Origin of the sequence: Obesumbacterium proteus (assembly GCF_001586165.1) — a bacterium.
GTDB classification, from domain to species: domain Bacteria; phylum Pseudomonadota; class Gammaproteobacteria; order Enterobacterales; family Enterobacteriaceae; genus Hafnia; species Hafnia protea.
The window spans coordinates 244828-268337 of record NZ_CP014608.1 but is presented as its reverse complement, the minus strand read 5'-3'; the positions used below and the strand labels follow the sequence as shown (position 1 = coordinate 268337).

The following is a 23510-nucleotide window of genomic DNA, read 5'->3' as shown; positions in this document are numbered from 1 at the left end:
GTAAAGATGTGTGGGGAATATATTCCATTACATAAGTGATACGGAGTTATTATGAATAAAGATCAAGCGAGCGGTAACTGGAAGCAGTTCAAGGGAACAGTGAAAGAGAAATGGGGTAAGTTAACCGACGATGATCTTACTGTAATCGAAGGGAAGCGCGATCAGCTGGTAGGTAAAATTCAGGAACGCTACGGCTATCAGAAAGAAGCCGCTGAGAAAGAAGTTAAAGCGTGGGAAGATCATAATAAATATCGTTGGTGATATTTAAGTTTACTTGCCTAAATAATCACTCTGCAAATACGCATTATAAATAAAGAATGGATTCGAATATTAAAATGGACAATACGCCATTGCTGATATTCCTTTATTAATAATGTGCCACTGCTGATATTGATTGCAGATGATTAAAAAAAGAGCCGCAGATGCGGCTCTTTTTTATGCGTAATTTAAACGCTATTTTTTCTTTTTCGGCTCGGAATGATCGTGATGACACGTATCGCGGCTATCGCAGGATTCAATTTTCCCGCAGTCTCGACATAAACCATGCGCTTCTACCACGCTATGCTGTAATGAAAATCCCGTCAGCGCAGCAAGCTTTTCTAAATGCTCCTGTACATCCTGGGTTGTTTGCTCAGTTACCTGCCCGCAGCGATGACAAATAAATAATGCCGATGTATGGCTAGGCTCTTCGATGTGATGACACATCACATAGCTATTAGTGGACTCCACTTTGTGGATGAAGCCTTGTTCTAGCAAAAAGTCGAGCGCACGATAGATGGTTGGCGGTTTAGCCTGTGGTTCGGAGACGCGCAGAAGATCCAGTAAATCATAAGCACTGATCGTGCCTTTCTGGCAGGCCATCAGACGCAACACTTCCATTCTTTGCGGAGTCAGTCGAACATTGCGTTGCAGACAAATTTCTTCTGCCTGTGCGAGCAGTCGCTCTAAAGAAGTTGTGGTCATGATGTTTTGCTTCCGGCCAAGCCAATAGGGTGCCGTTATTTTAACATAATTATACCCGTCATACTTCAAGCTACATTTTTGTTGGCAGCATTTGCTCACCCAAAATAAAACGGGCTGACAGGGGATTCCCGTCAGCCCGCTTTTACTTAAGGCAGCAGTGGCAAATATTCAATCTGTTATTTGATTTCAGACTGATGCGCATAGGCGTCGCCGTTATTCAGATTATTGATAACAGTTGCGCGTTGATCCTGTGCACTTAGCTGTGAAAACGTTGCGCTACCGTGGACGGTAGAACTCGCGATACCGGCTTCATGCAGTTTTTGTTTAGCCATCATCTGATGAGCGTAAGCAGAGCCGTTGCGGTTTGAATATGCCAAGGTACTTTGTTCTGCTGGGCTTAGGTCAGAAAATGATTGAGCGAAAGCCGAACCAGTGAGAGTAAGAGCAACGATAGCAGACAGTAAAATTGAAGTTTTCATGATTTTCTCTTCTTTAAATTTTTTGAAGTAGGTCAGGGCACTCGGTGGCGACTCACTGACCTACTTTGCAGGTTTTAATAACAAATTCAGTTCTGTATGGCACTGGGCAATGCCGATTATTTATTGATAGTGATCTGATGAGCTTGAGCACTACCGTTGTTCAGATGATTGACGACGGTTGCGCGTTGTTCGCTAGCGGTCATATCTGAAAAGCTTTGTGCAAAAGCAGAACCCGCAAGGGCTAGAGTCATTAGTACGGTCAAAGTAATAGTTTTCATGCTGTCATCTCGCTAAATGTGTGATCTAGATACTGATTTAATAGACCAGTCGTCTAGTTAAAGGGTAAAAAATAATGCCAAACGTTTTCACGCAGGCATTCTTTGTGCTGCGATTATCTCTTTAAATGGTGCCGGGCTTCAGCAAGCGTTCCGTACGCTGCATGGCTGAAACAAACGGTGCATCAGATCTGTTGACCTTAGCCCGTAACGCTGCGCCTAACCATAAAGAGTATAGTGAATCTGCGAGTAGTTCGGGGGATTCTTCAATCACCAGCGACCCCTCTTCAACGCCAGATTCGATACTCGACTGCAACTGGGCGATGACACGCGTGATACCAGAATCTAATGCTTCACGCATGACCTCTGATAAATCACTGACTTCACCTGCCAGTTTTACGACTAAGCACTTGCTGTGGCATACCGTTTCACAGCTTTGCGTCATCCAATGTGAGAAATAATCTAACAAATGCTGACGCTGTGTCTTTTGCCCATCCGAAAATTTCTCTTTCAGCATGATCACGTAATCGCTGAAATAACGGGTAAGCATAGCTTCACCAAACTTCTCTTTCGATTTGAAGTAATGGTAGAACGAACCTTTTGGTACCCCTGCGGTAGCCAGAAGCTCATTTAAACCCATCGCCGTAAAGCCAAGGTTTAAAATCAATTCTTCACCCACATCTAAGATGTGTTCGCAGGTGCTGTTGGTCGTGCTCGTCGTTTTGTTCATGTGAGTTGCTATAGTAGACCGGTTGGTCTAAGTCAATAATCAAGTAAATCTGTGAACCAGATCACATGTGTATGGATTAGTTTACACACAGGGTAACGCTAGCCACAGTCGCTAATGGCTGTAAGAGTATCTCAGTTCTGCCGAAAAATCAGGTATCTCACGTTTTCTCAAGCAGAGTGCTTGAGCCTCTGGCTGCAAGGCATGAGCGCGGAAGTCTGTGGGTTCAGCTCAAATTCACGGTATACTTGTTCAATATTCACGGTGATGCTGTTTTTTCTAGGCGCCGTATCTGATTCAAACTGACTGAAATCCTGAGAATAATGACCCAAAACGCCAATAATCCTTCTTCTGCTATGCCATTCAGCCAGAGTCGCTTTTCCGTTGCGCCGATGCTGGATTGGACCGATCGCCACTGCCGCTATTTTCATCGCAAGCTGACTAAACAGGCGCTTTTATATACCGAGATGGTGACAACAGGTGCCATTATTCATGGTAAAGGCGACTACTTAGCTTACAGCGAAGAAGAGCATCCGTTGGCGTTGCAGCTGGGAGGGAGCGATCCTGAAGCTCTGGCGCATTGTGCGCGTTTAGCTGAGCAGCGTGGCTATGATGAGATTAACCTCAACGTAGGATGCCCTTCGGATCGCGTTCAAAATGGCCGTTTTGGTGCTTGCTTGATGGGCGAAGCCCAGCTGGTTGCCGACGGCATTAAAGCGATGCGTGATGTAGTTTCTATTCCTGTGACCGTGAAAACGCGTATTGGTATTGACGATCAGGATAGCTACGAGTTTTTGTGCGATTTTATCGGCATAGTTTCAGGCAAAGGCGAATGCAATAGCTTTACAGTTCATGCGCGCAAAGCATGGCTCTCTGGCTTAAGTCCGAAAGAAAACCGCGAGATCCCGCCGCTTGATTATGAGCGTGTTTATCAGTTGAAACGTGACTTCCCACATCTGAACATCGCTATCAACGGTGGTGTTAAAACGCTGGAAGAAGCCAAAATTCATCTACAGCATCTGGACGGCGTGATGATGGGGCGCGAAGCCTATCAAAGCCCAAGCATTTTGGCGCATGTCGATCGCGAGTTATTTGATCCCTCTGTCGAAGTGCCGAACAGCATTGATGTGGTACGTTCTTTGTATCCGTATATTGAACGTGAATTGGCTAATGGAACCTATCTGGGCCATATCACACGCCATATACTCGGTATATTCCAGAGCATTCCGGGCGCTCGCCAATGGCGTCGTCATCTGAGTGAAAATGCGCACAAGGCGGGAGCTGGCGTTGAAGTGGTTGAAGCCGCTTTGCAATTTGTTAGTCAGTCACGTGGTGAATAAAACTAAAAGTTAGTAAAACTCATCAGGCGCTGTAGCCTACGTTGCAGCGCTTTCTCGTAAATTCAGATAGTTACGTAATTTATATTCTTGGCATGATTCTTGTAAATCACTGAGTAGTCGACGGTATCACCGTTGTATTTCACTCAGGAGATCACCATGTTGGAAGTCCTCTTTATTCTTGGCTTTTTTGTCATGCTGATGGTGACCGGAATTTCAATTCTTGGCATTATCGCCGCCGTGGCCGTTGCCACACTGTTCATGCTGTTTGGTGGCCTGTTTGTGATGGTCTTTAAACTGCTGCCGTGGATTGCTTTGGCTATTGTGGTGGTGTGGATCTATCGCTCTATGCAGAAGCCACAGACGAGGCGATATTATTAATCGTTGAGTTGTAACCCCCTCCCAGCCTCCCCCTTCGCAGGGGGAGGGGCCGATTGCCCTTCTTTATCAATTAAGGAGGGCTATTACTCCGGTATCAACAAACTCGATCCCTGTGTTCCGCGACTTTGCAGGGTTTCGTGTGCTTTTTTGGCATCCGCTAAAGCAAATTTTTGCGTATCGGGCACCTCCACGTTAATCGCGCCGCTGGCGATCAGCGAAAAGAGTTCGTGGCTGGCGCTGAGTAAATCCTGATGATTATTGATGTAGCCGTTGAGAGAAGGGCGCGTGACATACAGCGATCCTTTCTGGTTTAAAATTCCCAAATCGACGCCGGTAACGGGGCCTGAAGCGTTGCCGAAGCTCACCATCAGGCCGCGTTTTTTCAGGCTATCAAGCGAGGCCAACCAAGTGCTTTTCCCTACCGAGTCGTACACGACGCTGACTTTTTCACCCTGAGTCAGTTCAGACACGCGTTGGGCAATGTCTTCGGTTTGATAATTAATGGTTGCCCATGCCCCCGCCTGTTTGGCCCGTTCTGCTTTGGCATCGGAGCCCACGGTGCCAATCAGTTTGGCGCCGAGCGCTTTTGCCCACTGGCAGGCGATTTGGCCGACGCCACCGGCTGCGGCATGGAATAAGAAAATTTCACCCGCTTTAATTTCATAGGTTTGACGCAGTAGATAATGCACGGTCAGGCCTTTTAAGAAAGCGGCGGCACCTTGTTCAAAGCTAATGGCTTCGGGAAGCAGCGCAACTTTCTCGGCTGGTACGTTATGAACGGTGCTGTAGGCGCCGAGCGAGCTTTGCGCATAAACCACGCGGTCACCCACTTCTATGCTGGTTACGCCTGCGCCCACTTTTGTCACTACGCCAGCCGCTTCGGTTCCTAGCCCTGAAGGAAACTGGGGAACTGGGTACAGTCCGCCACGAATATAGGTGTCAATGTAGTTGATTCCGATTGCTTTATTGCTGATTTGCACTTCGCCAGCCGCGGGATCTTTTGGAGTAAACTCTACATATTCAAGAACTTCTGGCCCGCCGTGGGCGTTAAACTGGATACGTTTTGCCATCGTCTTTCCTCAGATGCATAGTGTCATTGTTATAATCGAAAATCGGGTACATTCAGGTATACTGACGCGTCTTTCATTAACAGGTAAAGCATTCCCACTATGGCAGGAAATAAACCCACCAACAAATCAAACGAGACCCCGCGCGACAGGCAGATGGAGGGGCTCAAGCTACCACCACATTCGCTGGAAGCGGAACAGTCCGTGTTGGGCGGGTTGATGCTGGACAACGAGCGCTGGGATAACGTGGCAGAACGCGTCGTCGCCAACGATTTCTACAGCCGTCCACACCGCCTCATCTTTACTGAAATGCAGCGCTTGCTAGAAATGAGCAAGCCTATCGACCTGATCACGCTGTCTGAATCATTAGAACAGCGCGGCGAATTAGAATCGGTAGGTGGCTTTGCATATCTAGCCGAGCTGTCGAAAAACACCCCAAGTGCGGCAAACATCGGTGCTTATGCTGATATCGTGCGTGAACGTGCGGTAGTTCGCGATATGATCTCCGTAGCTAACGAGATCGCCGATGCTGGCTACGATCCGCAAGGCCGCAGCAGCGAAGATCTGCTGGATCTGGCTGAGTCTCGCGTTTTCCAAATCGCTGAGAATCGTGCCAATAAAGATGAAGGGCCAAAAAGCGTCGATCGTATTCTTGAACAGACGGTTGCGCGAATTGAGCAGCTCTACCAGACGCCACACGATGGTGTCACTGGCGTTGATACTGGCTATCAGGATCTGAACAAGAAAACCGCAGGTTTGCAGCGCTCTGATTTAATTATCGTGGCAGCACGTCCATCGATGGGGAAAACCACCTTTGCGATGAACCTGTGTGAAAACGCCGCGATGACGCAGGATAAACCGGTACTGATTTTTAGTCTGGAAATGCCCGGTGAACAGATCATGATGCGTATGCTGGCTTCCTTGGCTCGCGTCGACCAAACCAAAATTCGTACCGGTCAGCTAGATGATGAAGATTGGGCGCGAATTTCCAGCACCATGGGGATTCTGCTGGAAAAACGGAACATGTATATCGATGATTCCTCCGGCCTAACCCCAACGGAAGTACGTTCACGCGCACGCCGTATTTTCCGCGAGCATGATGGTCTTAGCCTAATCATGATCGACTACCTACAGTTGATGCGTGTTCCTTCTTTATCAGATAACCGTACCTTGGAAATCGCGGAAATTTCGCGCTCACTCAAAGCATTAGCGAAAGAGTTGCAGGTACCGGTGGTGGCGCTGTCTCAGCTTAACCGTTCCTTGGAGCAGCGTGCCGATAAACGCCCGGTTAACTCCGACCTGCGTGAATCGGGCTCAATCGAGCAGGATGCCGACTTGATCATGTTTATCTATCGTGACGAGGTTTATCACGAGAATAGTGATTTAAAAGGCATTGCGGAGATTATTCTGGGTAAACAGCGTAACGGCCCAATCGGTACGGTTCGCTTAACCTTTAACGGCCAGTTCTCACGTTTCGACAACTACGCAGGCCCGCAGTACGACGACGAATAATTGAATGGGCAGCAACATTGTGCCCGTTTAGCGGTAGGTGTATTTATTAACTCATTTGAGAAATCGGGAAGGAATAGAAATGAAAGCGGCAACCGCAGTCATTGATCGCCGCGCTCTGCGACACAACTTTCAGCAAATTCGTCAATTTGCGCCGCACAGCCGACTGATAGCCGTTGTAAAAGCCAATGCTTACGGGCACGGTCTTTTAGAAACTGCCAAAACGTTAAAAGATGCAGACTGCTATGGCGTGGCGCGTATCGGAGAAGCGCTGAAACTGCGTTCAGGCGGCATCGTGAAACCTATCCTGATGTTGGAAGGTTTTTTCTCTGCCGATGACCTGCCGGTTTTAGTCGCCAACAATATTGAGACGGCCATCCATAGCGAAGAGCAGTTGCAGGCTTTAGAAGAGGCTGATTTAGAGCGCCCGATTAAGGTTTGGATGAAGCTCGACACGGGTATGCACCGTTTGGGTGTGCGCCCAGAGCAGGCGGAAGCTTTCTATCAGCGTCTTTCCAACTGCCGCAACGTTGAGCAGCCCGTCAATATCATGAGCCACTTTAGCCGTGCGGATGAGCCAGAAACGGGAATGACTGAAGCTCAACTGGCCTGCTTTGATGCATTCGCGACGGGTAAACCGGGCTTGCAGTCAATTGCGGCTTCCGGCGGTATTCTGCTTTGGCCTCAGTCGCACCGCGATATGGTACGCCCTGGGATTATCCTGTATGGCGTATCGCCGCTGGCAGAACCTTATGCCGATCACTACGGTTTACAGCCGGTGATGACGCTAAAATCTAGCCTGATTGCCGTGCGTGAGCACAAGGCCGGTGAGCCCGTTGGCTATAACGGAACTTGGGTCAGCCAGCGTGATACTCGTTTAGGCGTGGTCGCGATTGGATACGGTGATGGCTATCCGCGCAGTGCACCTTCAGGAACACCTGTGCTGCTGAATGGCCGTGAAGTGCCGATCGTTGGCCGCGTATCTATGGATATGATTTCAGTCGATTTAGGCCCTGAAGCCACAGATAAAGTGGGCGATGAAGTGGTGCTATGGAGCGCTGAACTACCGGTTGAGAAGATCGCAAGCTATACGGGGATCAGTGCTTATGAGCTCATTACCAAGTTAACTCCGCGTGTGACGATGGAGTATGTTGGCGAGTAACGCTGAGGCTTGACCCCCTCCCAACCTCCCCCTTGTCAGGGGGAGGAGCAGAGCGAGCGCTTGAATAATATCGAGAACTGGTCTGCTCCCTCCCCTGCGAAGGGGAGGGTTGGGGTGGGGTCAGTTTTTCAGATATTCTTACAGCGACGCTTCGTAAATCTTACGGCTATCTTCCAGCGTGATATCACTGTTTTCGCCCAGCGCAGTCATGCCGTGCTCTTCCAGTTTTGCCAGCAGGCCTGGGATGGAGCTGGCATCAACACCGTAATCTTTCAGATACGTTTTAATGCCCATTTCTTCGAAGAATTTACGTGTAGCAGCAATCGCTGCATCAATGCGCTGTTCTTCATTGCCTTCACGAATATTCCATACGCGCTCTGCATATTGCAGCAGCTTAGCGTGTTTCTGTTGGCGTTTTGCTTGCAGCAGAGAGGGCAGTACCACGGCTAAGGTCTGTGCGTGATCCATGCCGTGCATCGCAGTCAGTTCATGACCCAGCATATGCGTTGCCCAGTCCTGTGGCACACCAGCACCAATCAGGCCGTTCAGCGCCATAGTGGCACTCCACATAATGTTGGCGCGAACGTCATAGTTTTCAGGCTCAGCCAGCGCACGTGGGCCTTCTTCGATCAGGGTCAACAGCAGACCTTCTGCGAAACGGTCCTGAACTTTAGCGTCAACAGGGTAAGTCAGATATTGTTCAACGGTATGCACAAACGCATCCACTACGCCGTTTGCTACCTGATGAGCTGGCAGCGTGTAGGTTACAACTGGATCTAGGATAGCGAACTGAGGCATCACAAATGGAGACTGGAATGCACGTTTGTCTCCTGTCGCACGGCGAGTGATAACCGCGCCCTTGTTCATTTCGGAACCGGTCGCTGGCAAGGTTAATACCGCTGCCAATGGGATTGCGCTGGTGATTTTGCTGCCGTAGGTTTCAAGAATGTCCCAAGGCTCCCCGACGTAGTTTGCCGCTGCGGCAATGAACTTGGTGCCATCAATAACGGAACCGCCGCCGACAGCCAGCAGGAAATCGATTTTTTCGTTGTGAACCACTTCAACGCATTTCATCAGCGTTTCGTAAGATGGGTTTGGCTCGATGCCGCCGAATTCAAATACGTGTAAACCTTTCAGCGCCGCGTGAACCTGATCCAAAACGCCGGTGCGTTTTACGCTGCCGCCGCCGTAGGTGATCAGGATGCGGGCATTTTCGGGTACTTCGTTGCGCAGATTAGCGATTTGGCCTTCGCCGAACAGAACTTTAGTTGGGGTGTGGAGTGTAAAATTTTGCATTGAAATTAGCCTCAGTATTTATTTTGATTCGTTATGCTTTGGCCGTCGACGCCATTGCATTTTCTGAATGCTATTCTGGGCGCAATGAGCGTGTGGCTCAATGCTCATTTCTGTTGATGACTTGCCTATTTCTACAATCAACTGTAGAAATAGAGATGTATTTGGCATCATTCATTGCACTTTATTTGGTTCGGCGGGGATTGGTCAATGTTAATCGATGAGCGGTGGACACAGCTTGCACAGCAGCTAAGCCGTCAGGTGGCTCAGCCTGGAGTGAGTGCGTCACCGATTGAGAATGTAAAAATAATCTATGCAAATCAGCATCAGCCGCGTACACCGGTGATGTATGAGCCTTGTATTATCATTGTGCTGCAAGGGCATAAAGTGGGCTATCTCGGCGAGCAAGTTTTTCGCTACGATCCCACTAACTATCTGCTCATGACGCTTCCATTACCCTGTGAATGTGAGACGTTTGCCACTCCAGATGAGCCGTTGATCGGTTTATCGGTGCGGGTAAATACCAGCATGTTGCAGGACCTCTTGATGGATATCGGTGACGGTTTGGCAACTAAGCAGCGCTGTCAGTCGAGCGGTGTGAAATCGGTGTCATTGGATGAATCGATGTTTTGTGCGACAGAACGCTTGGTTGACGCAATGGCTAATCCATTACAGGCTCGTGTATTAGGGCCGCAAATTGTGCGCGAAATGCTGTTCCACGCGCTGTGTGGCGACGGTGGCGAAGCGCTACAGGCATTAGCTAATCGTCACAGCCACTTCAGTCAGATCGCTAAGGCGCTACGCCTGATTGAACAACAATACTCAGATAGCCTAAACGTTGATTTGCTGGCGCAGGAAGTCAATATGAGCGTTTCTGCGTTCCACCATAACTTCAAAGCCGTTACGGCAACCTCTCCGTTGCAGTACATCAAATCGTTCCGTTTGCATAAGGCGCGGATGATGATGTTGCACGACGGGCTCAAAGCCAGCACCGCAGCCATTCGCGTTGGCTATGAGAGCGCCTCGCAATTTAGCCGTGAATATAAACGCTTCTTCGGTAATACGCCGAGTGAGCAAATGACGCGCTACCGCGAAGGCGGCTTGAGCATTGTTGAGCGATAAAAATGAATTTTGCCGCAGAGTGGTCTGCCATGATTGAAAAGGAATATCTGTTAGCCGGTATGTGGGTGCGAGAGCATCGTGTATCGGTACCGCTGAACTGGTTTGATGAAACTGATCCGCGCCGTATTACGGTTTTTGCGCGTGAGTTATCAGAGGGCGGCAAAGCGGCAGAAGATTTGCCATGTTTGCTGTTCTTACAAGGCGGCCCAGGTGGGAAATCACCGCGACCGACCAGCAAAGGCGGGTGGTTAGGCGAGGCGCTGAAAAGCTTCCGCGTGATCTTGCTTGATCAACGCGGCACGGGGCAGAGCAGCAGGATCGAATCGAGTGTGATCCGCAATATGGACGCGGATCAAACCGCTGATTATCTCAGCTATTTCCGTGCTGATTCTATTGTGGCTGACGCCGAACATCTCAGAAAAACGCAGTTTGGTGGTCGCAAATGGAGCAGCTTAGGGCAGAGCTTTGGCGGTTTTATCACCCTGACTTACTTATCTCAGGCTCCAGAAGGGCTTGAAGCCTGCTATATCACCGGTGGCCTACCCTCAATTAAACCTGATGCCGAACTGCTGTATCAGCGCACCTATCAGAAGCTGAAAGAAAAGAATCAGATTTTCTTCTCCCGCTATCCTCATATGCAGCAGCAAATCAACCGCATCGCGGACGTGCTAAACGAGCATGATGTATATCTGCCCGATGGCGATATTCTCACCGTACAGCGTTTGCAAACGCTGGGTATTCAGTTAGGCATGAGTGAAGGCTATGAGAATTTGCTATGGCTGTTTGACGAAGCCTTTAATCATGAAGGTGAGCTGAGCGATACGTTCTTGTCGCAGGTGATGCATCTCACCGGTTTCACCGAGCACCCTCTGTACGCGGTACTGCACGAAAGTATCTATGCGGATAACCACAGTGGGGCGACCAACTGGGCAGCGCAGCGCGTGCATGACACGCTGCCTGAGTTTCAAGCCGACTGCCGTCCATTGTTGTTAACGGGCGAGATGATCTATCCGTGGATGTTTGATGAAATGCAGTGTTTACGACCGTTCCGCGACGCGGTTCATCAGTTGGCGCAGCGTTCAGAATGGCAACCGCTGTACGACGCAGAGCGCTTGGCTGCCAATACGGTGCCAGTGGTTGCGGCGGTTTATTACAATGACATGTATGTGGATGTTGGTTTATCGCTGGAAACGGCTAAGCATATTGGCAACGTGGAAACGTGGATCACCAGTGAATTTGAACACAATGGTCTGCGGGTGGGGAACGTGTTTGCTCACCTACGCCAGATGATGGCGCTACGCGGCGTGAACTAAAGCCCCTTTGTTTTTAGACGTAAATTGTTTTTAGACGTAAAATTCAAACGTAAAAAAACCCGCCAATGGCGGGTTTTTTATGACTCATACTTACCAGACATTCTCTAAGCATAAAGCTTAGAAGAAAAGGTCTTAGAAGTAGTAGTTAACACCAGCGGTGAAATCGTGGGTAGCCACTTTAACTTTGGACGCTTGTGCAGTTGCATCGCCAGCGTCCAGGTATTTGTAGCCCAGATCCAGATCCATGTGGTTGTTGATAGCGTAAGAAACGCCAGTACCAACGCTCCATGCGAAGTTATCACCGTTACCAGTGTGGCTTGCACCATCCTGAGTGTTTTTCAGGTTTACGTTAGCGTAACCGATACCAGCACTGATGTATGGAGTGAAAGCAGTGTCGGTATTGATGTCGTAGTAACCGTTCAGCATAGCGGTCTGCAGACGTACACGGTTGTGAGTACGAGTGTTGTCAGCTTTGATGAAGTGATCGGTATCAGTAGTATCACGGAATGAATAATCTAATTCTGCACGAACTGGCAGGTTGAATTCATTCTGGAAGTTATAACCGAATACCAGGCCAGCGGTGCCAGCTTGTTTGGTGTCACGTGGTACGCTGTTACCAGTTGCAGATTTCTGGCCGTGGATTTGCTCCAGGCTGGTACCCATTTTAGCACCAGCATAATAGCCAGTGTTTTCAGAGTTAGCAGCAAAAGCAGAAACAGAAGTTGCTAAGCCGATAATTACGGCCAGGCTAGTTAATTTTTTCATGATAGATTCCAACTTAATAAGTATTTTACTTGTGAAACTATATCATCATGTGACAGTTGTCACAAAAATGAAGACGCTAGATAATAATAGCGATCCCTGTACGAAAATTGAATTATTTTTTTATTAATAAAATCAATGAGTAGTGTTTTTTGTATAAGTTTGTTTAGTTTTCGTTTAGCGAAAACCCACTTCTGATAGGAATAGTCTTATTTATAACGTTTACAAGCGATTGATATTTAAGCATCGTAATTTCGCTACGGACTTAAAATAAACATCGCTTATTCTTTCATGTAATGAGTAAATTTATGTATAGAAAGCATGGTCGGAAATTTACTTATTTTTATTATTTTTGAATATGACGATAAATAACATTATTTCTCGTTTAAAGAATAAATATTCGTTAAATAGGATTTAGTTTAAATATATCTACGGCTAAGAAGTTTCTTGAAAGGAAAATAAATCTGCACGAATATTTATATAATTCATGCAGATACAAAATGTGATCGGGGTCACTTTTATCGACACGTCGCTGACGGGTTATGCATCCATATCGCTGGCACAAACTTGGTTACGTCCTGCCGTTTTCGCGAGATACAGGCGTTTATCGGCCTGCGATTGTAAGCTCTCTATACTGCAACCTGTTGTCCCTGAACAGGCAGAAACCCCCATTGATGCGGTGACTTCCACGGTTCTACCGTCAGAAAGTATCAGATTTTGGCGATTAAGCTGTGCGTGAATGCGTTCCGCAATCGCCACCGCCTCAGAAAGTACGGCGTTTGGCAGCATGATGCAGAACTCCTCGCCGCCAATGCGGCCAATGATGTCCTGCTTGCGTAGCATTGATGTCATCGTATCTGCGGCATGTTTAAGCGCCAAATCGCCAACGTGGTGGCCATAAACATCATTGATATTCTTGAACTTATCTAAATCGACCTGAATGATAGCCATGGAACGCCCATAGCACTGGCCTTTGCGTGTTATCTCTTCGGCTTTATCAAAGAAACCACGTCGGTTGAGCAGTTCGGTTAACGGATCATGCTCTGCGCGCCAGCTCAGCCGATTTTGTAAGGTTTCCATATTGCGCACTAGCCGCGATATGACGTAATGAGTGCCAATCAGCGTGATAACAAAGAGACACCACAGCGCGACCAGCGTCAGGCTGATACGGCCATACTGATCCTGCAAGCCTTGACGTAAGGATTGTAGACTAATCAAGGTGATATTCGGATTTTCCATTCGGGTAAAGGTCACAAAACTGGTGCCGATACGGATTGTCCCTTCGCTTTGCTTTAATACGGCTTTCTGTAGTAAGAGACGTTGTGCCTCAGAAAAGTATTTACCGCGATACCAGTTGCTGTCGGAAGAAGTGATCGGTTCAAAGTGACTGTCATACAGCATAAAAACGCTGTGCGGATGGGAAGGCAGCGCCGCTTGCAGATAGTAATTGAGTCTTTTAATCGAGAAATCCATCCCCAGAATTCCCCACCAACGATCGCCATAATCGACGGGCGCAGTTGCACTGATCAGCATCCCGTCTTGCTGATTGTCAAACATGCGGCTCCAAAACGCTTTTCGATGTGGATTTGCTTCTGGTGTCGCCATCGGGAAGTAAGGCCGCGCCAACATATGCGTATACAGTCCTGAAATCAGCGACTTATCCCGTGGTGGCGCTGAAGACAAGTAGAAGCCTGAGCGCGAGATATAGTAAATACGCGGCTGTAACGCCTGATTAAGATTGGTGAGTGGCAGTAACGCTTTTAGACGCATCGCGGCATTGAGCTCTGTTAGCCACAGGTCGTTATTCGGACGGTCGCTTGAGGGAAGTAAACCCATTTGATTATCGCCGATCCCATTGAGCGGCGGCGATGCTGAATGGCTATGACCGGTTTGCCAGATATCCTGCACGCGCAGCGTGGCCATTTCAGCTTCAAGCAGCCGTTTTTGCTCCGGCATGATGGGCTGAGAAAGCATATAGCGCATGTAATTGCGTAAGAAAAGCAGGTTATCTAAACGAAACTGCATGCGGCTTCCAAGCTGCGCGCTCACGTTTTCCAGCCGGTTTAATTGACTTGCCTGATAGCCGTTGTTCAGCACTTGCCCCTGACGCCAGAAAAGTAACGATGTAAAAACGAAAACAGCAAAGAAGCAGATATTAATAATCCTTTGCGGGGTAAATCGTCGGCTGCATTGGGGCGTTGCGGGGGTATCGGACAAACCTTTCTCCTGATTGATATTGAAGCGGCCTTCAATGGCCAATAATTTCATCTGTGGATGATTTTTACGTAAGAAATAATGCTTTTGCCTTGCTCTGAATGGAGCATAGCCTATATGGCGCAGATTTCAGAAATGAATAGATCTAAGATTAATTCAAAGAGAAGGACATGATTCACCCATCCCGCCTCGCGATTAGGCCGGATGGGGACGCTGACAACTATCTAAATACGGTCACTGCATCGACGAGCCACATGGCCTGCTGTTTTACTTTAGCTGAGGCTTCTGCACCTTCTTGTACCAAAACGGCATTTTGATGGGTGATGCGATCAAGCTCATCAATGGCTCGACTGACCTCATTGAGTCCGGCCCCCTGTTCTGAGGTGGCGGCGCTAATCTGTGCAATAAGATCGGTGACATTTCTCACCTGCTCAACGATATCCCGCATGGTACTTCCGGCCGTATGAACCTGATTTGTGCCGCTTTGGACTTTTTCCGCGCTGGCCTCGATCAGGCTTTTAATTTCGCTCGCGGCGCTTGCGCTGCGTTGGGCTAAGTTACGCACTTCACCTGCGACCACGGCAAAACCTTTTCCATCTTCCCCTGCTCGTGCGGCCTCGACGGCTGCGTTGAGCGCCAAGATATTGGTTTGAAAAGCAATGCTATCGATAAGGCTGGTGATAGAGGCGATTTTTTTAGTGCTGCTGGCGATCTCATCCATGGTCGCAATCACGGTTTCCATCACCTGACCGCCGTTAGTTGCCGCGCTGCTCGCTGAAATGGATAACTGATCGGCTTTGGCTGCCGTTTCCGTATTGTTTTGCACCGTAATCGTCATTTGCGTCATGGTTGACGCCGTTTGCTGCACGTTTGCCGCGGTTTGCTTCGTGCGGGCGCTGAGGTCAATATTGCCCTGTGCCAGTTCGTCGCTGGCGCTGCGCACGTTGATCACCTGCCCACTCACGTCATTAACGAGCCAACGGAACATCAGCCCTAATTGACCAATGGCGCGTAGCGTCACACCAATTTCATCAACGCGATTCATATGCTCCACGTTATGACTCGCGCCGGTGGCGACCCGCAATGCCTGTTGGCAAACCCGTTCTAGCGGGCGAGATATTTGTGATTCTAACCATGCCGAGATCAGGATAAGAAACAGCGCCATGGCCGCAGAGAAAATGCCTAGCGCCAGATGCTCGACATTCAAGGCACTCACCGTTGCAATGGAAAGCGGGAGGAGGGCAAACAGCGCGGTGCGAATTCTCCAACGTAAGGGCATGGTTTTCATGATTGATGTCCAGCGCCAAAAACCTGAGCGTAATAACAATCCTTTATGCACTCGTCGGCTACCGAGTTTATTCTGATTCATCTGCTCATAAAGCTGGCTGGCTTTTGCTATTTCTTCGTTAGAGGCTTTAGTGCGGACTGACATAAATCCGACGGTTTTCCCGCCTCTCACAACCGGTACGGCGTTGGCGCGCACCCAATAAAACCCCCCGTTTTTCCGACGGTTTTTAACCAATCCTGTCCAAGGTTCGCCCTGTTTTAGCGTTGCCCACATATCTGCAAAAACCTGCGGTGGCATATCCGGATGGCGAACGACGTTGTGGGGTTGCTTAATGATCTCTTCGGCGGTGAAACCACTCGCTTCGATAAAACTGGCATTCGCATAGGTGATGTAGCTATTGGGATCGGTTGTCGACATCAGCGTTGCGTCGTCTGCTAGCGTATATTCTTGCTGGGTAATCGGTTGGTTATTGCGCATCCGGACAATCCTTAACGTGTGCTTGAAGCGTAGCGAAAAGAGAGAGTGAGCTAAGAATGATTGTCGGCCTGGAGTGGTTAAACTTTATACTTAAATAAACAAATATTTCACAATTAAAATCATTAAATTTAAATTGTGTGGGTGTTTTATGTCTTTGTAGCGTGATTTTAATTTCAAATGAATATATTGCTAGAGCCATTAAAACCAGCAACGAGATGAAGGCGGAGGCGATAAAAGGGGGCTGGGAGCAGCTAGAAGAAGGATAGAACTTGCCTAGAATGACTAAAGTAAAGCACAAGTACGTGAATTGATTGGCTTAGTAGCCACCATTTTAGCCACTTTTTTGACCGTTTGATTGTAGAGAGAAGATCTAAAGTAGCCGTTGTAGTCAGACGTCTATCAAAAGGTTATTTCGTGGCAAAACAATTATTACGCAGCGGCAGCTTGGATGATTTTCTCGCGTTGGGCGAAAACGGCCAGCCTGTTTACGCTTCAGCGCTACAGCTAAGAGAAACGCTACGCCTGCGTCATCAGCAAAGTATCGCCGATATGTTGGCGATCCCACAGCCTAATGAAGGCGGCGATCGTATTGATTGGTACGCGCCCATCTCAGGAAAAATAACTTCGTGGATTGCCGCGAGCGATGAAGAGCGCGCTTCTGCGCTGAGCCAGCTAGAACATTGCCAACAGACAGTGAATGAACTCAGCCAGAAGGCTCAACTGTCAGAGAAATCGGCTTTGCGCCTGTTCGGCATTTTGTTAGCGAAAGCCATGCAGTTCCCCGGTGCTAATCATGTTTTCTTGGTGGATGGCAAACCGGTGCTCACTTTTTGGGGCTTTGTGAATCTGGATAAAAAATCCAGAGCCGATGCTTTTGATTGTTTGAGAGCCGCACTGAGTGATGCTGCGCCAAGCGAAATTAGAATCACTGAAACCCCGAAACCGCCCGCTATCCCTGCACTCAAGCTAACCGAACAAGCACCGCAGAATGCTGATACAGCAGCAACGGAACCCAGCAAAGTGGTACGCCGCCGAGAGTGGCGTCAGCTGTGGTGGTTACCGCTGGCGCTGGCGGTGTTGGGGATACTTTTCTACCAAATTCGGGCCAAAAGCGACGCGCCTAAACCGGTGGTGAAATCCTCGGAGACGGTGAAGAAAACCGCCCCTGAGAGTGAAAAACGGGCTCTGCCATCCCGTGCCGCTGCACCAAAAACGCATTTACCCGTTGCGCAGATAGCCGCACCAACGCCGGTGGTTGAAGTGGTAAAAACGCCGGAGGTGAAGCCTGTCGAAGTTCAAAAAACAGCGGTATCCGCCGACGCGTTGGTGATGCCTGCTGAGGCGGTGAAATTGGGGTCAACGCGTTTTATGAATGGCAAATGGCGCGCCAGTCTGGACATTAAAACCCCGCGCATTGGTAAGCCGCCGAGCTTGGTTTATCAGATTAAAAATAGCAAAGGCAGCGTGAAAATCATCCATGGCGATGGCATCAGCTGTAACGCCAGTGTCACCGTGGGGCTTATGAGCTCGGGAAGCTTGGTCGTCGACAGCCGCACCAAAGCCAAATGCAGCGATGGCTCGCGTTACAAAATCCCACAGTTGATTTGTAAGTCGGGTGAAAACGGCGTGGCCGACTGCAATGGGCGTTATGACGCCGACACTATCTTGCCAATCAATATGACGCGCATCAGCAAGTCATCTCAGTAAAAATGGATGAATAAAACCATGTTAGCCACCATCACCGATTACAAGCATCAGGTTGCGCTCATTCAGAACAGCGGCATTCAGTTTTTGGATTTTGCTCTCAAGCCCAATTTCACGGCGGAGCTCCCCGGCAAATTTGTACGCCAAACGGCGAATGGGCCTCTGCTGCGTTTACTGCACAATGCTGAAAGCGATACTTACTGGCTGCCCGCACCAGCTGGTACGCCACCGGAACGGGTGAAGCCGGAATCGAGTATTTCGTTGGAGCAGTCGCTGCAATTGCTGGATGGGATCTGGCTGCCTTTGCCTTTTTTCCGTTTTAATCCGCCGCGCACGTTTTTAGGTGGGCCTGACAACTGGGCGCGAATGCAGGTTTTAGCGCTAGATAAGCCCGATCGTGATGGGAATACCTATCGCGTATGCATGGCATTTGATACGGCCATTTCTGCCGATGGGCAGAGCAATGAATCCCTGCAACCCAGCGAAAACGACGTCAAAAGCGGTGCGGGGTTCGCTCTGGCCTATCGCAGTGAAGAACTGGCTGAGTTTCTCGATCTCACTTGGGTGGATGGCTGGCTGCGCGAGGTCTTCACTCAGCAAGCGATACAGCAGGAAGATCGGCATTCTGTCGGCATCCAAACCGCGCTACGCGAGTTTGAGTATCAGGCGCACTACTTAAATATCCTGTATCTGCTCGGCAAACAGCTTAATGTGCCCACTATTAAGCTCAATACCAGCACGCTGCAAGAACCCACCGTTCATGTCGATTTGATTATGGATGTTGGGAACTCCCATACCTGCGGAATTTTGGTTGAAGATCATCTCGATGAACTTAATGGCCTGAAACAAACCTACGAGCTGAATCTGCGCGATCTTAGCCAGCCGCACTATGTGTATAACGAACTGTTTGATAGCCGCGTTGAGTTTTCTCAGGCCGAGTTTGGTAAGCGTAATTTTTCCGTAGAAAGCGGGCGCGAACAGGCGTTTGTCTGGCCGTCGATTGTGCGTGTTGGCCGAGAAGCCAGCCGTATGGCATCGCAGCGAGTGGGCACCGAAGGCTCAACGGGACTTTCTAGCCCGCGCCGCTATCTATGGGACGAAGAAGAGTACCTGCACGGCTGGCGTTTTAACGCACTGCACCAAGCCCAGCAAGAGCCGTCTGCGACCGCGCTTCCGCTCACGTTTTTATTAAACGATCAGGGTCAGCCACTTTACGACCAGCCATTAGACGAGCGTTTACCGGTATTTTCTGCGCACTACAGCCGCAGTTCACTGATGACGTTTATGTTATCTGAATTATTGGCTCAGGCACTGATGCAGATAAACAGCGTCGCCCAGCGTCTAAAAATGACGCATTCCTCAGCGCCTCGTCAGCTGCGCAGCATTATTTTGACCCTGCCGTCTGCCATGCCAAAACCGGAGCGCGAAATCTTCCGCCGCCGTATGTATCAGGCCATTGGCTTGGTATGGAAAAGCATGGGCTGGCATCCGGCCGATCATGATTTCTCCAGCGAAGCCGATCGAGCAGAAAGTACGGTGCCGGTGCCTGACGTGCAGATGGAATGGGACGAAGCGACCTGTGGGCAAATGGTGTATCTGTATAACGAAACTCAGGTCAATTTTGGCGGCTGTAGCGAAGAGTTTTTTGCCAGTCAGGCGCGAACCGACCGCGAGCTGGCGGAAGGTGAGGTTGCCGGAAAAACGCTGCGTATTGCGTCGATTGATATCGGCGGTGGCACTACCGATTTAGCGATTACCCAATACCGTTTAGACGATGGTGCTGGCAGCAACGTCAAAATTATTCCTCGATTGCTCTTCCGTGAGGGCTTCAAGCTAGCAGGCGACGATATTTTGTTAGATGTCATTCGCTTATATGTGTTGCCTGCCTTGCAGAACGCATGCCGGAAGGCGGGCGTTGCCGACAGCGATGAACTGATGAATAAGCTATTTGGCGACGGCGGCATTTCTGCGCTGCGTCAGCAGGCGACGTTGCAGATCTTTAGCCCGATTGGGCGCGCTATTCTTGAGTCTTATGAACGTTACGACCCATTGGATACCGCCGCTGAAATCGATGCGACCTTTGGCGAACTATTGAATCAACAGCCAACGATTAAAGTGCAGGAATATATTAATAATGACGTACAGCGTGCTCAGCCTGCCGATGCGGTGCCTTTTGATATTTTGCAGGTTCCGCTGATCCTCAAGCTAAGCAAACTCCACGCGGAGTTCCTATCGCCACGGATGCGTATCACGCAGCATCTGCGTTCACTGTGTGAAGTTGTGGCGCTGTATTCCTGTGATGTACTGCTTCTGACAGGCCGCCCTTCGCGTTTCCCTGGCATTCAGGCGCTGTTCCGCCATTTACAGCCTTTGCCGATTAACCGCATTTTGCCGCTTGAGGGCTATCACACCAGCGAATGGTATCCGTTTAACAAACGCGGGCGCATTGATAACCCGAAATCCACCGCCGCGGTGGGGGCGATGCTTTGCTTGCTGGCGGTGAATTTGCGCTTGGCAACGTTCAACTGCAAAGCCGGAGATTTCCAGCCCTACTCGACGGTGTGCTATCTCGGCACGCTGGATGGTAATCAGTCATTAATGGCGAGCGACGTTTGTTATAGCGATATCGATCTCGATAATCCTGATTTTGAGCTACCAAGCGAAGGTTCTTTCCAAATGCGCGGCCCCGTGTGTTTGGGGTTCCGCCAGCTCGACAACGATCGTTGGCCTGCATCGCCGCTATATCGCTTATCTATCGCTGACCAACAGCTGGCGCGCAAAGTGGCGGGCGAGAGCGTGCTTAACGTGAGATTAGCAACCGAAGCGGAGAATCCAGAACAAGGCCCTGAACGCTTCAAGCTGGCTGAGGTGACGCTGGATGACGGCACGCCTGTTCCTTTGCATCACTTAAAACTAAAACTAAACACATTATCGGATAGCACCCATTATTGGATCGACAGTGGGAGCGTATTTAGCCAATGAAACCATTGAATTCAAAACAAATTAATAACCAGCTTCAGGTTATCACGCAGCATGTCGATCTGGCGCTTGATTGGCTGGAAAACACGCGTCAGCACTCACCGAGACTAGATATTGAGGCTGATAGCCTGCGTGTAAAACTGCATCGCTGCCGGTATCAGGCTACGTCGATGCAAGAACTGCCGCAGCATTTGCCAAGCATCGGTTTTTTCGGCCTGTCACAGGCGGGTAAATCCCATTTGATCGGCGCGCTCGCGGCGGATGAGTCGGGCCAATTAGCCTTGAATCTGGCTGGTCGCACGCTGGATTTTGGTAGCCATATTAACCCAGGGAATCAGGCCTGCGGTGTGGTCACAAGGTTCACGCATCGAGCGGGAATCAATAACCATGATTATCCCATCGAGATCGCCATACTGGCCGAATATGAGCTGGCGAAAGTTATGGTTGATGCTTTTATTCATGATTTTTCATCGGAAGAGGCTGATCAAGAACGCGACGAAGAGTTTATTGCCGATCATCTCTCTGCCTTGTCGGCGTTATGTTTGCCTGAGCCTGTTAGCGGATTTAGCGAAGATGATGCTGTTGCGCTCTGGGATGCGGTGAATCGCCGTATTGGCGCTCGAGGGAAAATACTGGATCGCTACTTTTGGCCTTTGGCGGTGCGGCTCGCGCCGTATTTGAGCGTGGATAATCGCGCTCGCCTGTTCTCGCTATTATGGTCTGAGCAGGAAGAGCTGACCGCAGCTTATGTTGGTTTGGGGCATATCCTGCAGCGCTTATCCAGCGTTGAGCGCGTTGCCGCTCCGCTCAGCGTTCTGGTTGATGATATGCAGCTGCCGACGGAAGGCGTGCTCAGCGTTGATGTGCTAAGCAACGCTAATTCACCGCTCGATTTCAGCGTACAGGTTTGCCCTGTGGTTAAAGGGAAAGCGATGAAGCCGGTTGAGCTGTCCATTTCTGAGCTATCGATGTTAGCGCGAGAAATAACGCTGCCGCTGGCAGGTACGCCGCGTGAGGCTCAGTTTCAGCAAATGGACGTGCTGGATATTCCCGGTTTGGGGCAGTCGCTTGAAAGTGAATTTGAACCCTCGCACTCGCTGCTTCATGTTTTACAGCAAGCTAAGGTTTATGGGCTACTTGAGCGCTATTCCGATAATCGGCAAATTGCAGCATTAATGGTATGTACGGCGGCAACGGCGCGATCTCAAACCCATCGTGCGGGCAAAGTTTTGGCTCATTGGGCGAAAGGTATGCGCGGCGACACCGAACAGCGCAAGCCGACGTTGATTTGGGCGTTAACCGCCTTCGACCAGCGGGTTACACAGGGTAAAAACTACGATGAGGCCGTGCAGCGTCATGTTGGTTTACCCGGTGATAGCTGGGGATCTATGTTGGTCACCGACAAAAGCGGCGTGCGCCGCATGGTGGACTACTTAGCCACCGAGGCAAACAGTGATGCAACGCTAAGGCAGTTAACGACGAAGCTAGAGATGTTGCGCCGAGAGCTGGCTGAGAATCTGTTAGGAAATTGGCTGTTATTAAGCGAACAACAAGAAGAGCAAGAAAAACAGCGAATTGCACAAACTCTGCTGAAAACCCTGCAAACGCGCACCGGTGTGCATGGTGAACTGTTGGAACGGTTGCTACCAACGCGTGATGAGCTTCGACGCCTGTATTTACAACAACGGCTACAGCAGCGGTTTGTCACTGAGTCGGCGGCGAACAGCGGTGAAAACGCATTGCCCATTATGAATGGCGATCCATTTGGTATCGAAATGAATATTGATCTGGTGGCGGATGCGGTGAGCGAACCGAGCACGATAGAGCAGCAAACGTTGCCTGAGGGTAATTTTGCCACGCAGGCCTATCAATACTGGGTGAATCATCTACGTAATCTATCTGAAAACGGCGCGTTATTAACGTTGCTTGGCGTTGCAAAACCAGAGCTAGAGCTTCTCTTGCAAGAGTTGATCACGGGCAGCGTGCGCATGGAGATCCCGCGATCGTTATCGCAAACGTTATTTAACACTGAGCTGGCCGGCGTTGATAATCAGATGCTAGCTGATCGACAGGTGTCACGCGTGCTTGGCGTGTTAGGTGATTTTGTGGCGTGGCTAGGTTTTCATAACGTTTCTGATGCGCAAAAACCGGACAGCCGAGTGAATCGTGGGCAAAAGATTTTTGCCAAGCCGCCAGCCATGAATGCGGCGGGCTGGGGCAAATCCCAACGTTTAACTAAGCTTTCGGCTGCACCATCGAACAATACAGGTTTTTATATTTACGATTGGCTGGTGGGATTAAGCGAGATGGTTATCCAGAACCAAGGATATTCTGCGGCTCACGAACTTAGCCAGCAGCAGGAAATGCAGCTGAGAAAAATTGTAGAGGCGCTTGCGGCATAACCTGAACGGGGGGTCATGGATGAGCCCTAAGCTTTCCTTTCAACTAGGTGAAATAT

The 23510-nt window shown here is 49.5% G+C and carries 19 protein-coding genes; 10 read left to right on the top strand and 9 right to left on the bottom strand.

The window, feature by feature from the left end; translation table 11 throughout:
- The first annotated feature begins 51 nt into the window (after positions 1-51).
- The gene (locus DSM2777_RS01405; RefSeq protein WP_025802413.1) at positions 52-261 is read left to right on the top strand and encodes a CsbD family protein; all 210 of its coding nucleotides are present in this window, start codon (positions 52-54) and stop codon (positions 259-261) included.
- A gap of 192 nt (positions 262-453) precedes the next feature.
- Here DSM2777_RS01405 and zur read toward each other — a convergent pair whose 3' ends face one another.
- The 4 genes from zur to DSM2777_RS01390 all read right to left on the bottom strand — a co-directional run bounded on the left by zur (position 454) and on the right by DSM2777_RS01390 (position 2447).
- Positions 454-963: a zinc uptake transcriptional repressor Zur gene (gene zur, locus DSM2777_RS01400; RefSeq protein ID WP_046457567.1), complete on the bottom strand. Its 510-nt coding sequence runs from the start codon at positions 961-963 to the stop codon at positions 454-456.
- A gap of 176 nt (positions 964-1139) precedes the next feature.
- Positions 1140-1442, bottom strand: a complete 303-nt coding sequence (locus DSM2777_RS01395) for a hypothetical protein (RefSeq protein ID WP_025802409.1) — start codon at positions 1440-1442, stop codon at positions 1140-1142.
- A gap of 116 nt (positions 1443-1558) precedes the next feature.
- Positions 1559-1720, bottom strand: a complete 162-nt coding sequence (locus tag DSM2777_RS24635; protein WP_165490603.1) for a hypothetical protein — start codon at positions 1718-1720, stop codon at positions 1559-1561.
- 121 nt (positions 1721-1841) lie between these two features.
- Complete coding sequence (locus DSM2777_RS01390; RefSeq protein WP_046457569.1) at positions 1842-2447, bottom strand: TetR/AcrR family transcriptional regulator; 606 nt, start codon at positions 2445-2447, stop codon at positions 1842-1844.
- A gap of 320 nt (positions 2448-2767) precedes the next feature.
- On the opposite strand from DSM2777_RS01390, the gene dusA reads away from it, so the two are divergent.
- Positions 2768-3784 carry a tRNA dihydrouridine(20/20a) synthase DusA gene (gene dusA / locus DSM2777_RS01385; RefSeq protein ID WP_061552996.1) on the top strand — a complete coding sequence of 339 codons (1017 nt, stop codon included), beginning with the start codon at positions 2768-2770 and terminating at the stop codon, positions 3782-3784.
- Between the two features lie 156 nt (positions 3785-3940).
- The gene (pspG, locus tag DSM2777_RS01380; RefSeq protein ID WP_025802403.1) at positions 3941-4162 is read left to right on the top strand and encodes an envelope stress response protein PspG; all 222 of its coding nucleotides are present in this window, start codon (positions 3941-3943) and stop codon (positions 4160-4162) included.
- An 83-nt stretch (positions 4163-4245) separates the two neighbouring features.
- Here pspG and DSM2777_RS01375 read toward each other — a convergent pair whose 3' ends face one another.
- The gene (locus tag DSM2777_RS01375) at positions 4246-5232 is read right to left on the bottom strand and encodes a quinone oxidoreductase (protein ID WP_061552995.1); all 987 of its coding nucleotides are present in this window, start codon (positions 5230-5232) and stop codon (positions 4246-4248) included.
- 99 nt (positions 5233-5331) lie between these two features.
- On the opposite strand from DSM2777_RS01375, the gene dnaB reads away from it, so the two are divergent.
- Both dnaB and alr read left to right on the top strand, forming a co-directional pair.
- A complete protein-coding gene (gene dnaB / locus DSM2777_RS01370; RefSeq protein ID WP_004093484.1) occupies positions 5332-6741 on the top strand; it encodes a replicative DNA helicase in 1410 nt (469 codons plus the stop codon).
- A gap of 79 nt (positions 6742-6820) precedes the next feature.
- On the top strand, positions 6821-7900 hold the full coding sequence (alr, locus tag DSM2777_RS01365; protein WP_061552994.1) for an alanine racemase: 1080 nt from the start codon (positions 6821-6823) through the stop codon (positions 7898-7900).
- Between the two features lie 138 nt (positions 7901-8038).
- On the opposite strand, the gene yqhD is transcribed toward alr, so the two are convergent.
- On the bottom strand, positions 8039-9196 hold the full coding sequence (gene yqhD, locus DSM2777_RS01360; RefSeq protein WP_025802396.1) for an alcohol dehydrogenase: 1158 nt from the start codon (positions 9194-9196) through the stop codon (positions 8039-8041).
- Positions 9197-9403: 207 nt separating this feature from the next.
- On the opposite strand from yqhD, the gene DSM2777_RS01355 reads away from it, so the two are divergent.
- The gene (locus DSM2777_RS01355; RefSeq protein WP_046457573.1) at positions 9404-10315 is read left to right on the top strand and encodes an AraC family transcriptional regulator; all 912 of its coding nucleotides are present in this window, start codon (positions 9404-9406) and stop codon (positions 10313-10315) included.
- A 2-nt stretch (positions 10316-10317) separates the two neighbouring features.
- Positions 10318-11628 (top strand): alpha/beta fold hydrolase, encoded by a 1311-nt coding sequence (locus DSM2777_RS01350; RefSeq protein ID WP_237087812.1) that lies wholly within the window; start codon positions 10318-10320, stop codon positions 11626-11628.
- 132 nt (positions 11629-11760) lie between these two features.
- Here DSM2777_RS01350 and DSM2777_RS01345 read toward each other — a convergent pair whose 3' ends face one another.
- The 3 genes from DSM2777_RS01345 to DSM2777_RS01335 form a co-directional block, all read right to left on the bottom strand.
- The gene (locus tag DSM2777_RS01345) at positions 11761-12393 is read right to left on the bottom strand and encodes an outer membrane protein (RefSeq protein WP_061552993.1); all 633 of its coding nucleotides are present in this window, start codon (positions 12391-12393) and stop codon (positions 11761-11763) included.
- Positions 12394-12930: 537 nt separating this feature from the next.
- Positions 12931-14658 carry a cellulose biosynthesis regulator diguanylate cyclase DgcQ gene (dgcQ, locus tag DSM2777_RS01340; RefSeq protein WP_061552992.1) on the bottom strand — a complete coding sequence of 576 codons (1728 nt, stop codon included), beginning with the start codon at positions 14656-14658 and terminating at the stop codon, positions 12931-12933.
- A gap of 166 nt (positions 14659-14824) precedes the next feature.
- Positions 14825-16369, bottom strand: coding sequence for a methyl-accepting chemotaxis protein (locus tag DSM2777_RS01335; RefSeq protein ID WP_061552991.1), 1545 nt, complete (start codon positions 16367-16369; stop codon positions 14825-14827).
- Positions 16370-16783: 414 nt separating this feature from the next.
- Here DSM2777_RS01335 and DSM2777_RS01330 point away from each other — a divergent pair, with 414 nt between their 5' ends.
- The 3 genes from DSM2777_RS01330 to DSM2777_RS01320 are packed head-to-tail and all read left to right on the top strand — an operon-like array spanning position 16784 to position 23454.
- Positions 16784-18076 carry an SrfA family protein gene (locus tag DSM2777_RS01330; RefSeq protein WP_061552990.1) on the top strand — a complete coding sequence of 431 codons (1293 nt, stop codon included), beginning with the start codon at positions 16784-16786 and terminating at the stop codon, positions 18074-18076.
- A gap of 18 nt (positions 18077-18094) precedes the next feature.
- The gene (locus DSM2777_RS01325) at positions 18095-21055 is read left to right on the top strand and encodes a virulence factor SrfB (RefSeq protein WP_061552989.1); all 2961 of its coding nucleotides are present in this window, start codon (positions 18095-18097) and stop codon (positions 21053-21055) included.
- On the top strand, positions 21052-23454 hold the full coding sequence (locus DSM2777_RS01320) for a putative virulence factor (protein ID WP_061552988.1): 2403 nt from the start codon (positions 21052-21054) through the stop codon (positions 23452-23454). The genes DSM2777_RS01325 and DSM2777_RS01320 overlap by 4 nt, the downstream gene beginning before the upstream one ends.
- Positions 23455-23510 lie beyond the last annotated feature (56 nt).

What these genes read in the sequence shown, in the direction of transcription:
- dnaB (WP_004093484.1), top strand. Translation starts at nt 5,332, where the DNA reads ATGGCAGGAAATAAACCCACCAACAAATCAAACGAGACCCCGCGCGAC.
- zur (WP_046457567.1), bottom strand. Translation starts at nt 963, where the DNA reads ATGACCACAACTTCTTTAGAGCGACTGCTCGCACAGGCAGAAGAAATT.
- dusA (WP_061552996.1), top strand. Translation starts at nt 2,768, where the DNA reads ATGACCCAAAACGCCAATAATCCTTCTTCTGCTATGCCATTCAGCCAG.
- pspG (WP_025802403.1), top strand. Translation starts at nt 3,941, where the DNA reads ATGTTGGAAGTCCTCTTTATTCTTGGCTTTTTTGTCATGCTGATGGTG.
- DSM2777_RS01355 (WP_046457573.1), top strand. Translation starts at nt 9,404, where the DNA reads ATGTTAATCGATGAGCGGTGGACACAGCTTGCACAGCAGCTAAGCCGT.
- yqhD (WP_025802396.1), bottom strand. Translation starts at nt 9,196, where the DNA reads ATGCAAAATTTTACACTCCACACCCCAACTAAAGTTCTGTTCGGCGAA.
- DSM2777_RS01390 (WP_046457569.1), bottom strand. Translation starts at nt 2,447, where the DNA reads ATGAACAAAACGACGAGCACGACCAACAGCACCTGCGAACACATCTTA.
- DSM2777_RS01350 (WP_237087812.1), top strand. Translation starts at nt 10,318, where the DNA reads ATGAATTTTGCCGCAGAGTGGTCTGCCATGATTGAAAAGGAATATCTG.
- DSM2777_RS01345 (WP_061552993.1), bottom strand. Translation starts at nt 12,393, where the DNA reads ATGAAAAAATTAACTAGCCTGGCCGTAATTATCGGCTTAGCAACTTCT.
- DSM2777_RS01335 (WP_061552991.1), bottom strand. Translation starts at nt 16,369, where the DNA reads ATGCGCAATAACCAACCGATTACCCAGCAAGAATATACGCTAGCAGAC.
- DSM2777_RS01405 (WP_025802413.1), top strand. Translation starts at nt 52, where the DNA reads ATGAATAAAGATCAAGCGAGCGGTAACTGGAAGCAGTTCAAGGGAACA.
- DSM2777_RS24635 (WP_165490603.1), bottom strand. Translation starts at nt 1,720, where the DNA reads ATGAAAACTATTACTTTGACCGTACTAATGACTCTAGCCCTTGCGGGT.
- DSM2777_RS01325 (WP_061552989.1), top strand. Translation starts at nt 18,095, where the DNA reads ATGTTAGCCACCATCACCGATTACAAGCATCAGGTTGCGCTCATTCAG.
- DSM2777_RS01375 (WP_061552995.1), bottom strand. Translation starts at nt 5,232, where the DNA reads ATGGCAAAACGTATCCAGTTTAACGCCCACGGCGGGCCAGAAGTTCTT.
- DSM2777_RS01395 (WP_025802409.1), bottom strand. Translation starts at nt 1,442, where the DNA reads ATGAAAACTTCAATTTTACTGTCTGCTATCGTTGCTCTTACTCTCACT.
- alr (WP_061552994.1), top strand. Translation starts at nt 6,821, where the DNA reads ATGAAAGCGGCAACCGCAGTCATTGATCGCCGCGCTCTGCGACACAAC.
- DSM2777_RS01320 (WP_061552988.1), top strand. Translation starts at nt 21,052, where the DNA reads ATGAAACCATTGAATTCAAAACAAATTAATAACCAGCTTCAGGTTATC.
- dgcQ (WP_061552992.1), bottom strand. Translation starts at nt 14,658, where the DNA reads ATGAAATTATTGGCCATTGAAGGCCGCTTCAATATCAATCAGGAGAAA.